Below are 11,490 nucleotides of genomic sequence, written 5' to 3'. Positions count from 1 at the left end.
TCGTGACGCCACTCACAATTCGACGGTTTTTTTTCGTCGCTTGACTTATCAAATTCTCTCACCGGTCGGCGATGTAAAGCGTGCGTCGTCAGCATTGCCGGTGTTCTTCACATTTTGCGGCTCAAAGAGCATCACTTCAACTTCTTCGTCCGCGACCGGCCGATGCTCGACGCCGCGTGGGACGATGACGAATTCGCCCGGAGAAAGCTCGATGGTCCTATCTCGGAACTCGAGGCGGAAACTGCCCTTTACCGCCATAAAAAGCTCGTCTTCCGTTTCGTGATGATGCCACGGAAATTCGCCCTTGAACTTCGCGAGCTTCACCTCCTGCCCGTTCAGTTCGCCAACGATCTTTGGCCGCCAGTGCTCTGCAAAAAGCGAAAATTTCTCGGCTAAATTTACCTTCTCCATACAAATGGCAAAAACAAGTGAAGGCTGGCGGGTCCTCTTCAGCCAAATCCTATGCAAATACCTCGATCACCTTCTGGATCGAATCCGCCAACTTATCGACCTCTTCGCGCGTGTTGTAAAAGGCGAAAGACGCACGCGCCGTCGCAGGCACATCAAAGAACTGCATGACCGGCTGTGCACAATGGTGTCCGGCACGGATGGCAATGCCCTGCTGGTCTAGAATGGTACCGATATCATGCGGGTGAATTCCCTCTATCGTAAACGAAAGAACGCTCGCCTTTTCGGCCGCCGTTCCGATTATCGTCACTTCCGGAATATCCGCGAGCCGCTCGGTCGCATACTCAAGCAACTCGTGTTCGTATGCAGCAGCGGCTTCAAAATCGAGCGCATTTATGTAATCGATAGCCGCTCCGAGCCCGATAGCGTTTGCTATAGCAGGTGTTCCGGCCTCAAACTTCTCGGGTATCGGAGCAAATGTCGAACGCTCGAGCGTTACCGTGCGGATCATACCGCCGCCCGTTTGATACGGCGGCATTTTGTCGAGCCATTCACGTTTGCCATAAGCCACGCCGCTGCCGGTCGGGGCGAACATCTTGTGTCCGGAAAAGACAAAGAAATCTGCGTCGAGATCCTGCACGTCAACCGGAAAATGGGGCACACTTTGGGCCGCATCGACGCAAACAGGCACGCCGAACTTGTGCGCGGTCGCGATCATCGCCCTCACCGGGTTTACCGTTCCAAGTGAATTTGAAACGTGCGAAACTGCAACGATCTTTGTGCGTTCATTGAGCAGATTCTCGTATTCTTCGATGATCAGCTCGCCGCGTTCGTTAATTGGTATGACACGGATCTTCGCACCGCGTTCCTCGGCAACGATCTGCCACGGAACTATGTTTGAGTGGTGTTCCATCTGTGATACCAATATCTCGTCTCCTTCGTTGATGAACTGCCGGCCATAGCTCGACGCCACGAGATTGACGCCCTCGGTACAACCCCGGACGAATATACATTCCGCCGCTTCTTTGGCGTTTATAAATCGTTTGACCTTTTCGCGGGCCGCTTCGAACGCATTTGTCGCATGCTGTGACAGGTAGTGAACGCCGCGATGAACGTTTGAATGTTCCTCGGCAAGATACTTTGATCCGCGGTCGATGACCATCTGCGGAACTTGCGACGACGCAGCGTTATCAAGATAGACCAGAGGCTTGCCGTTTACCTCTCGCGCCAACACCGGAAAATCCTTTCTGACCTTTTCAACGTTCCAATTGCTCATTGTTCCTACTGCGGTCATGTTAACAGCCCCCTCGATCAGCGCTTGGCTGCCGCGATCGCCTTCGACTTTGCGGTCACCGGAGGCACGGGCCTGGTTCGCGCTTTTTTGGTCTCGCGTTCGATGTATTCGCGCAAAGCCGTCTCGATCGTCGCAGCACGGCGTTGTTTTTCACCGGCTATCTCGTCGATCTTTGCCAACAAACTTTCTTCAATTATCAATGATGTTCTGATTCTCATTATCTTATCCTTCCAACTTTGTGTTGAGCCGATGCAGGACGGCGGCGTCCAGATCGCTTTTTATACTATCTATCCCGATCTTATTTATGATCTCTTCCGCAAATCCGTACGTAAGCAGATTTCTTGCAAGCGTTTCCGGCAATCCGCGCGTGAGCAGGTAGAAAAGTTCTTCTTCCTCGAGTTGACCGACGGTCGCACCATGCGAACACTTTACATCGTCGTTAAAGATCTCAAGCTGCGGTTTTGTGTCCACACGTGCGTCATTCGACAATAGCAGATTTTTGTTCGACTGCTGCGCGTCGGTTCCGTGCGCATTTTCGCGGACAAACACCTTACCGTTGAATACTGCCCGCGAACCGTCGTTCATCACGCCCTTGTAGTTCTGATGCGATGTGCAGTTCGGTACCGTATGATCGATGATCGAGTGAGTATCCGAATGCTGCGAACCGTTCAGCATATACAGGCCGTCTACCCACGCCTCACCGCCCTCGGCAACAAACTTCAGTTCGATATCATGCCTTGATATCGCGCCGCCAAAGTTGATGTTGGTCGCATTGTAGGTTCCCCTTTCTACGAGGACCTCTGTAACACCGTAATGAAACGCTTCTGCCGATTCCTTTTGAATACGATAGTGGGTCAGGTTCGCGTTCTCTTCGACCAAGACCTGAACCGCCGTATTTGTAAAGCACCGGCCCGTTCCCTCATAAGATTCAACGATAGTTGCCTTACTGCCGGCACGGGCAATTATGATCACGTGCGGAAAGATCGCGTTTCCGTCCTCGGCCGCAAAATTAAACTCGATCGGGTCGATCACGGCCGTATCCTTTTCGATCTCGAGGACGGCAATATCGGCAAATGCCAGGTGAAGAGCGGTGAAGCCATTTCGGCGAAAGTCGAATCGTTTCAGATCGTCTATCGCCAACGCCGCCGGCGAGTTCGAGCGTCCGCTGTCTATCGTCCAGTCGGCCGTGGCGATCGGAGCGACGTTCGTATATTTCCAGTCCTCATGCGAGAGCGACGGAAATCCCTTTGACGCGAATTCCGCAAATGCTTCCTCACGGATCGATCGAAGTTCAAGATCCGATTCATTGGCGATCCGCTTCTTAAGATCTTCCGTAAAATGTGTTTTCATTACGGCTGTTGATAAAACCATTACTAAAATACCTTAACCAAACTAAATTTCTGATCTGCCTTCACCGTCCGTGCTTTGTCCATGACGAGATCATGCGCCATCCTTAGCTTCGCTTCGTTCTCCGCTTTCGGTCTCGCATCGTCAACAAGCGGTGAGCGTTCGTGATCGAAGAGAAAATCATGGCGCGTCAATATATACTGTACACCCAATGCCGCTGCCCTTGCTTTAAGTTCCTCGCCGTTTCTTGATTCCCATACCATCCGGCGGAGTGTCCAATCCTCGAACAGGTAGTCCGAAAAATACGGCCGATCGAGATGATAGGTGTCGCGCCGCATGTTTATCAGCCATGCTTTTGAGTCCGGCGCCGATTCAGTGTTAAGCCACTGATAGTACGGGTAGTAGTCGATATTGCGCGCTAAATACGAATCCGGGGTTTCCCCGCCCAGCACGACCCGAAGCGGAGCCTTTTGCGCGAACCAGGCGAAGGTCACCAGCAGCATTGCCGCCGAAGCCCCGGCCAACCCTGCTTCAAACCACTTAGAGCTGCCTGCAAGTTGTCCAGCGATCGCTTGAACAGATGCCGCGATGCTTATTGCCAGCAGCGGGACGATCGGCAACAGATATCGGAGCTGCTGGCTCGAAAACAACCAGAACAAGAACATCACCGCAGCGATGGCCGCAAAGATCCTGGCCTCGACGGGGAGTTCGAATTTCCAGAGAGTATGGATAAGCAGCGGCAGCCCGATCAGAAATGCGATGCCCAAAACGCCGTCGAAATGCGTCGCGATCTCAGGCTGAGCCGTGACCGAAATATTCCACGGCGCAAGCAGATAGTCGAGCGGCGATTTTTCATATCCGCCGTATTGCGAATTCATCATTTGGAACAGGTTAGAACGCTCGACGTCCCAACCCGGAGCCTCGGCCGGCACGATGCTCAAATAAAACGGAAATATCGGGCTGCCCGTTTCTGCCCACGTCCGCACATACCACGGCGATGCGATGACGCCGGCCATCAGCAAAGCCCCGAATGCAAACGCCGCGATCTTCCCGACGCGGTCCGGTTCGGCCGCTTGTGCTTTTCTGACACGAAACAAGATCAACAGGGCAAATGCCGCAATGACGAAGAGCGTGGTCAGCTTTGACGACAATGCCGCACCGAGGAATATCGCCATTAACACCAGCCAGCTCGTTTCCGACGTCTTCCACCAACGAGTCAGGACATAGGCCGCGAGCAGAACGTACAATGCAAGTGCGAGGTCGATGTAAGCGCTTGATGCCACGTGATAAGCCGTCGGAACCGACGCAACCATCAGCACAGCGATCAGCGACCAACGCCGCGAAATACCGATCTCGCGGGTAATACCGAACACCGCTGCCAGCAGAAGTGGAAAAAAGAGCCAGATCACGCCACCCGCGGCGGCCTCACCAACGCGTCCATTGACGAGGCTGCCTAAGAGCATCGCCCAAAGGCTGTGCATTTCGGTCCCGAGCGCGAGATAACTGGCAATATTGCCATCGACAAATGCATTGCTTCCCTGGACGATGAATTGCTTCGGTACGGAAAAGTGATAAAGAAGCGTGTCTTTTGCGGTCGGCGGGGCAAGACTCGTGATCAACGAAAGCCCAAGCGGGAACGCGATCAGTAAAAGCAATGCTTTATCGGCAAGAGTCGCCCGTTCGGGGACACGGCTTTCTTCTTTTACTTCTCTGACGCGCTTAAGACTGAAAGCGAAGAGCAACTGGCCAAGAACGATCGCGATGACCGCAGCCGTTGCCGAATACAGCCCAACCGTCCCCAGGACGAGCCAGACTACTGACCAAACAGCCGCCCCCAACGCGGCCTTGGTTGCCAACTCGAGAATATGCGAATGATCGTCGCTTCTGACCGGCCGGATCGCAGAAAACGCAAAATGTCCGACACCTAACCACGAGCCAAAGATAAGTGCCGCCCCAACGGCAGCGTAAAAAGCGGCGAGAGCGCCCTCGCCAAGCAAAGCGCCGCCGCCGAGATCGCCAATGAGCTGGCCTAGCCGCCCGACATCATCGCCGCGGTTCGCAAAAAAAGCGATAAGCAGAACCGTCGCCCACGCCGCCGTCAGAACGGGAACAAGCGACCTTTGATTCGGTTGTGGATCCGCCTTTGCCAAATTGTTATTCCCTTTCAGCCTGTTCCAAAATCTCCGACAGATCGGGTTCCAACGGCATCGGCTTCAGCGGATGTACGTTCGCGCCGCCGGTGTTCCCTTTCGGATAAATACCGAGCGGCGTTTTTGTCGCAGCACCGCCGATACGCAAAACCTGTCCAACTATCTCTTTCGTGTCCCGTTGCCGAAACCCGTGCTTTAGCATTAGCCAGTGAACACGCGTGTGCTGATAAGTGCTCGATTGACCCAAGACATGTGCTCGCTCCAAATGCCGAAACGTCGCCTCGGCCTCGCCTGCGGCTGAAAGCCTTTCGGCCTCGGCGATCTCGATCGCGATGTGTCTTTCGATCAAGGTCTTCATTTACTTAGCCGCAGATTTAACCCAATCGTATCCCTTTTCTTCCAACTCTATCGCAAGTTCCTTGCCGCCTTCCTTGACGATCTTGCCGTTCGCCAAAACGTGCACGAAATCAGGATGAATATAATTGAGCAGACGCTGATAGTGCGTTACGAGAATGATCGCGTTATCGCTCGAACGCAATTTGTTAACGCCCTCGGCAACTATGCGAAGCGCGTCGATATCAAGCCCCGAATCGGTCTCGTCCAAAATGGCGAGCTTCGGTTCAAGCACTGCCATCTGCAGTATCTCGTTGCGTTTCTTTTCGCCGCCAGAAAAGCCTTCGTTGACGGAACGCTTGAAGAACTGCGGATCCATCTCGACGATCTTCGCCTTCTCTTTCAGGTAGTCATTGAACTCCAGCGGGTCGAGCTCTTCGCGGCCGAGATGCTTCATCTTCTCGTTGTAGGCGATCCTGAGGAACTGCGAATTAGAAACACCCGGAACCTCGACCGGATACTGAAACGCCATGAAAACGCCTTCGCGGGCGCGTTCGTCCGGTTCGAGTTCGAGCAGGTTCTTGCCTTCGAAAAGCACCTCGCCCGAGATCACCTCGTAAGTCGGATGCCCGGCCAACACCTTTGACAACGTCGACTTTCCTGACCCGTTCGGCCCCATGATCGCGTGGACCTCACCCTCATTGACCTGAAGATTCAGCCCCTTTAATATCTCTTTTCCATCAATGCCTGCATGCAGGTCTTTTACTTCCAGCAACATAGATTTTATCTGACGAGAGAGATCACCGTGATCTCAAAGTCCCTTTGAAGTTCTTAAATATTCTGAGCGCTCCGTGAGCTTTGTGATGAGACTTCAACGAAGATCTCACCCTTCAAATACAGGGTCGCGTGGCCGCCTATCTTTACGCGTTCACCCGCATGCTTGCAAAATAGCTCGCCTCCGCGTGAACTGAGCTGCCGCGCGAACATCTCCGTTTTACCCAATTTCTCTGCCCAGAACGGTATCAGATTGCAATGCGCCGAACCCGTAACCGGATCTTCATTGATGCCCGCCTCGGGTGCAAAGAAACGCGAAACAAAATCGCATTCTTCGCCCGGCGCCGTCACTATCACGGCATGCGTCCGAATTTTTGCAAGTGACGAGAAGTCGGGCGATATCGATCGGATATCATCTTCGCTCTCATAAACCAGCATGTAATCGCGTGAACGGTATATTTCTATCGGCTCCCGCCCGATCGCCGCGACCAAACCCTCGGGAGCATCAGCCCGAGCAGCCGGCCTCGACGGAAAATCAAGCACAAGCTTGTCGCCATCGCGTTCAACGGTCAACATTCCGCTCTTGGAATGAAAACGCAAAACCGGTTCGGTCGCGCCAAGCTGATCGAACAACACGAACGCCGTTGCCAATGTTGCGTGGCCGCAAAGGTCGATCTCGAACGTCGGCGTAAACCATCGAAGCCCGTAACCGTCATCCTGCCTGACAAAGAACGCCGTCTCGCTCAGGTTATTCTCGAGCGCTATGTTCTGCATTATGTCGTCCGGCAGCCACGCATCAAGCGGCACGACCGCCGCGGGATTGCCGCCGAACGGACGGTTCGTGAAAGCATCTATCTGAAAAATACTCAACTTCATTTCGCCACCGTAATATGTAGGCCGTCAGCTGCATTTCGCTCCTCGCGGCGCCATGCCAAAAAACCGCGCACATGAAGCGTGAAGAAAACGACACTCCCCAATATCAAGGCGATGCTGCTGATCAGAAACCCGACAGTCATCCAGCTCAAGCTTGCGATCATCATTACAAGGAAGCCCAAGCGGTTTCGGTTGCCGAGCAAGTAGACTCCGGTCAAACCCGCCGCCGTCGCTAACCAATCTATGCCGTAATATTGCATAACACGCTACTTGCTCAAGACGGCAACGGCCTCGATCTCTATCTTCGCATCACGCGGCAGCCGAGCCACCTGCACCGTCGAACGAGCCGGGAAAGGTGCCTTGAACCGCCTCGCGTAGATCTCGTTCATCTTTGCGAAATCGTTCATATCCGCAAGAAAAACCGTCGTTTTCACAACATCGTCAAGTGAGGACCCTGCGGCCTTTAGAACGGCCTCGAGATTACTGATGGCCTGGTCCGTCTGCTCAGCGATGCCTCCGGCAACGAGAGCGTCGGTTTTCGGATCGGTCCCGATCTTGCCGGCAAGGAAAATAAATCCATTCGCTATGATCCCATGCGAATAAGGCCCGATAGCCTTAGGCGCGTTTTCTGCGGTAACCGCTCGTTTTGCGGCGGTCTGTGCCACGGCCTCGGTGCCGGAGGATTCAAAAAGCATGACCGGTCCGATCGCCGCTGCAAGCAGCAATAAGATCGCAAGCGAGCCCTTTCTCAATGTCATATCTTTCCTAAAAACTCACGTAACGCACGATCGCAAAATAGATCGGCATACCAAAAGTGATGTTGAACGGAAACGTCACGCCCAAAGCCATCGGAATGTACAAACCCGGATCCGCTTTAGGGGCCGCAAGCCGCATCGCCGCCGGAACGGCAATGTACGATGCACTCGCCGCCAGCACCGCGAACATCAGTCGGTTCCCGACGTCCTGCGTCACCAGCCCGCTTATCACCGCAACGGCCGCCCCGTTGACTATCGGCGCTACTATCGCGAACGCCGTAACGAACCAGCCGTATTTTCTAAACGCACCAAATCGCTTCGCCGTCACCATTCCCATCTCAAGCAGGAATATCGCAAGAAATCCCTTGAAGATGTCTGTAGTGAATGGCTTGATCCCCTCGGCCTGTTTCGTATCGGCGACGATCCCGATGATCAAACTTCCCAGGATCATCAACACGCTTCCATTCGTGAAAGAATGCTTGACGATGCTCTTTAGATCAGCACTTTGTGAATCATGGTCTGGATCATATCTCATCATCAGGATCACGCCGACAATGATCGCCGGCGATTCCATCAATGCCATTACGGCCACCATGTGCCCGCCGAACGCGACCCCCTGCGCCTCAAGGAATGATGTCGCTGCAACGAACGTGACCGCGCTCACCGAACCATAAGTAGCTGCGACGGCGGCCGCATCGCTGACGCTCATCTTCCGCTTCAGCACAAAGAACGTATAGAGCGGTATCAAGGATGCGATCACCACGCCGAGAATTAACGACAGCAGTATCTCGGTGGTAAATCCACCGTGCGACAATTCCTGTCCGCCTTTGAAACCGATCGCAAACAGCAGATAAAGCGAAATGAACTTTATCGTCGTGGACGGTATCTCAAGATCGCTTTTGACCAATGTCGCGACGATCCCCATGACAAAGAACAGCAGGGTAGGATTCGTCAGGTTCGATATAAGGATCCCTGTATCCATCTGTACTTATCCGGCTCGCACCGCCGCGATCGCCTGAATCTCGATCTTCGTCCCGAAGTGCAGGTCCTTTACCGGCACTATTGCCCTTGCCGGCCGATGATCGCCCATAACCTCGGCGTATTTCTTATTCACCTCGTCCCACAGTTCCATATCCGAAACATATATCGTCATCTGCAAAACATGGTTCAGATCGCTGCCCGCCGCGTGCAGCACCGCCTCAACATTCCTTATCGCCAATTCCGTCTGCTCACCTATGTCACCCGTGAACGGCTCACGCGTATCGAGCGTCATCGGCAACTGCCCCGAAACGTAGATCAAGCCATTATGCTCAATGCCCGGACTATAATGGCCTTTTGGTTGAGGTTGGTTTGGTGGTTGAATCTTATTCATTCTTTCGAATCCCTTATTCTGGACCGAGCGTCTACAACCATCTCTCGATAATTGTTCGAGAAAGGTTCGATGAGTAATTTTTCCAGGTCACAGCATAGATTCCACATCACTCGCTGTTCGGCCTGGTCCTCAATGGCTAATTCATCGGTATCGGAATATCTGCTAAGTAACTCGAATAGAATTAGAGCCTCGTCAGAATTTAACTCGATCTTGATCGTCTCAGCAGACATCTTTAACCGACACTTCCCTCAAGCTTCAGCCCCAATAACTTCGTCGCCTCGACCGCGTACTCCATCGGCAATTCGCGGAAGACTTCCTTGCAGAATCCGTTGATGATCAGCGAGACGGCGTCTTCTTGCGAGATGCCGCGTTGCTGCAGGTAAAAAAGCTGATCTTCGCTTATCTTCGAGGTTGTCGCTTCGTGTTCGACCTTGGCAGTGTTGTTCATCACCTCGATGTAAGGGAACGTGTTCGCTTCCGACTTGCCGCCGATAAGCATCGAATCGCACTGCGTGTAGTTACGCGCGCCCGAAGCTTTCGGCATGATCTTCACCAGGCCGCGGTACGAGTTGTTCGACCGACCCGCCGAGATGCCTTTAGAGACGATCGTCGATCTGGTGTTTTTTCCAAGGTGGATCATCTTGGTGCCGGTGTCTGCGATCTGCGCGTTGTTCGTCAAAGCGACCGAATAAAATTCGCCGATCGAATTATCGCCCTGCAGGATAACGCTCGGATATTTCCAGGTGATCGCCGAGCCGGTCTCGACCTGCGTCCACGAGATCTTCGAATTAACGCCACGGCACGCACCACGTTTGGTGACAAAGTTGTAAATGCCGCCCTTGCCCGTTTCATCGCCCGCGTACCAGTTCTGCACGGTCGAATATTTGATCTCGGCATTGTCCAGAGCCACAAGCTCGACCACCGCGGCATGAAGCTGGTTTGTATCGAACTGCGGCGCCGTGCAGCCTTCGTTGTACGCCACATATCCGCCTTCTTCCGCGACTATCAGCGTGCGTTCGAACTGCCCCGATTCCTGTGTGTTGATGCGGAAATAGGTCGACAATTCCATCGGGCATCGGACGCCTTTTGGAATAAAGACGAACGAGCCGTCCGAGAACACAGCGGAGTTCAATGCCGCGTAATAGTTATCACCGACCGGCACGACCGAACCGAGATATTTCTGGATCAATTCGGGATAATCCGCTACCGCCTCGGTGAACGAACAGAAGATCACACCTGCCTCGAGCAGCTTTTTCTTGAATGTCGTCGCGACCGAGACCGAATCAAAGACGGCGTCGACCGCCACATTAGCCAGCATCTTCTGCTCAGACAGCGGTATGCCAAGCTTCTCGAAAGTCTTGATCAGTTCCGGATCGACCTCGTCCATCGACGCCTTCGTCGGCTTTTGTTTTGGCGCCGAATAATACGAGATGTTCTGAAAGTCGATGTCAGGGTAGGCGAAATTGGCCCAATGATCGGGCTTTTCCATCGTCAGCCACTTTCTGAATGCTTTGAGCCGAAATTCGAGCAGCCATTCCGGCTCGTTCTTTTTCGACGAGATCAAACGCACCGTTTCTTCCGAAAGCCCTTTTGCGATGGTGTCGGTCTCGATATCGGTAACGAAACCGTACTTATATTCGCGATTTGTGAGTAATTCTGCTGCTGTCGACATCGTGTTCTCCGCGGTCTCCGAGTTCAAATTCTTTGCGGTTCGATCGTCCGATGAATTCCTTGTATCTGATGGAACATAGCATCGACCGATTCTTCATTTCCGACCAGTTGAGCAAGCGTTATCCGCGAAAGTGCATTTTCTACGATCTCGTGCAGACCAACGATCACGGGCCTGATGCCGCAGTCGCCGGTGTGAACGCATTTATCCATTACGCCCGTGTAGCTCTCGCAATGTGCGGCCAGAACATCCTCGTCAAGCACCTTGATGATCTCGTTGAGATAGATATCGCTCGCCGGACGGGCAAGAAAATAACCGCCTTTGGTGCCGCGCGTCGAATTCACGAACCCGGCCTTGTTAAGCAGCCACATCAGCTTACCTGCATTCGCCGACGAGATGCCTTCGAGTTCTGCGATCTGCGGGAGCGTCAGGCTTTCGCCCTCGCTCAAATTTGCAAGCTGGACGAGGCACCGCAATCCGTATTCTTCCTGTGCTGAAATTTTCATAAGCTATTC

At 53.4% G+C, this 11,490-nt stretch carries 14 protein-coding genes; all 14 read right to left on the bottom strand.

Annotated features, from left to right (window positions below):
• Positions 1-48: 48 nt before the first annotated feature.
• Positions 49-411 (bottom strand): cupin domain-containing protein, encoded by a 363-nt coding sequence (locus IPM28_14205; GenBank protein MBK9174134.1) that lies wholly within the window; start codon positions 409-411, stop codon positions 49-51.
• A 49-nt stretch (positions 412-460) separates the two neighbouring features.
• A complete protein-coding gene (locus IPM28_14200; GenBank protein MBK9174133.1) occupies positions 461-1,684 on the bottom strand; it encodes a cysteine desulfurase in 1,224 nt (407 codons plus the stop codon).
• 35 nt (positions 1,685-1,719) lie between these two features.
• Positions 1,720-1,920: a hypothetical protein gene (locus IPM28_14195; GenBank protein ID MBK9174132.1), complete on the bottom strand. Its 201-nt coding sequence runs from the start codon at positions 1,918-1,920 to the stop codon at positions 1,720-1,722.
• 4 nt (positions 1,921-1,924) lie between these two features.
• Positions 1,925-3,073 (bottom strand): Fe-S cluster assembly protein SufD, encoded by a 1,149-nt coding sequence (gene sufD / locus IPM28_14190; GenBank protein MBK9174131.1) that lies wholly within the window; start codon positions 3,071-3,073, stop codon positions 1,925-1,927.
• Positions 3,074-3,075: 2 nt separating this feature from the next.
• Positions 3,076-5,199 (bottom strand): glycosyltransferase family 39 protein, encoded by a 2,124-nt coding sequence (locus tag IPM28_14185; protein MBK9174130.1) that lies wholly within the window; start codon positions 5,197-5,199, stop codon positions 3,076-3,078.
• 4 nt (positions 5,200-5,203) lie between these two features.
• On the bottom strand, positions 5,204-5,557 hold the full coding sequence (locus tag IPM28_14180; GenBank protein ID MBK9174129.1) for a DUF3703 domain-containing protein: 354 nt from the start codon (positions 5,555-5,557) through the stop codon (positions 5,204-5,206).
• Entirely contained in the window at positions 5,558-6,310 is a 753-nt protein-coding gene (gene sufC / locus IPM28_14175; protein ID MBK9174128.1) for a Fe-S cluster assembly ATPase SufC, read from the bottom strand. It abuts the gene before it with no gap.
• A 53-nt stretch (positions 6,311-6,363) separates the two neighbouring features.
• On the bottom strand, positions 6,364-7,182 hold the full coding sequence (locus IPM28_14170) for a PhzF family phenazine biosynthesis protein (GenBank protein ID MBK9174127.1): 819 nt from the start codon (positions 7,180-7,182) through the stop codon (positions 6,364-6,366).
• The gene (locus tag IPM28_14165) at positions 7,179-7,439 is read right to left on the bottom strand and encodes a nicotinamide mononucleotide transporter (GenBank protein MBK9174126.1); all 261 of its coding nucleotides are present in this window, start codon (positions 7,437-7,439) and stop codon (positions 7,179-7,181) included. Before IPM28_14165 ends, IPM28_14170 begins: the two co-directional genes overlap by 4 nt.
• A gap of 6 nt (positions 7,440-7,445) precedes the next feature.
• Positions 7,446-7,874, bottom strand: coding sequence for a RidA family protein (locus IPM28_14160; GenBank protein ID MBK9174125.1), 429 nt, complete (start codon positions 7,872-7,874; stop codon positions 7,446-7,448).
• Positions 7,875-7,944: 70 nt separating this feature from the next.
• The gene (locus tag IPM28_14155; GenBank protein MBK9174124.1) at positions 7,945-8,916 is read right to left on the bottom strand and encodes a sodium-dependent bicarbonate transport family permease; all 972 of its coding nucleotides are present in this window, start codon (positions 8,914-8,916) and stop codon (positions 7,945-7,947) included.
• A 6-nt stretch (positions 8,917-8,922) separates the two neighbouring features.
• The gene (locus tag IPM28_14150; GenBank protein MBK9174123.1) at positions 8,923-9,306 is read right to left on the bottom strand and encodes a RidA family protein; all 384 of its coding nucleotides are present in this window, start codon (positions 9,304-9,306) and stop codon (positions 8,923-8,925) included.
• Between the two features lie 232 nt (positions 9,307-9,538).
• Positions 9,539-10,978: a Fe-S cluster assembly protein SufB gene (gene sufB / locus IPM28_14145; GenBank protein ID MBK9174122.1), complete on the bottom strand. Its 1,440-nt coding sequence runs from the start codon at positions 10,976-10,978 to the stop codon at positions 9,539-9,541.
• 23 nt (positions 10,979-11,001) lie between these two features.
• Positions 11,002-11,481 carry an Rrf2 family transcriptional regulator gene (locus IPM28_14140; GenBank protein MBK9174121.1) on the bottom strand — a complete coding sequence of 160 codons (480 nt, stop codon included), beginning with the start codon at positions 11,479-11,481 and terminating at the stop codon, positions 11,002-11,004.
• Positions 11,482-11,490: the final 9 nt, after the last annotated feature.

The sequence above is a fragment of the Chloracidobacterium sp. genome, assembly GCA_016716305.1.
In the GTDB taxonomy this organism is placed as follows: domain Bacteria; phylum Acidobacteriota; class Blastocatellia; order Pyrinomonadales; family Pyrinomonadaceae; genus OLB17.
Note: the sequence above shows the minus strand (reverse complement) of the source record. Positions and strands in the feature narration are given on the sequence as shown.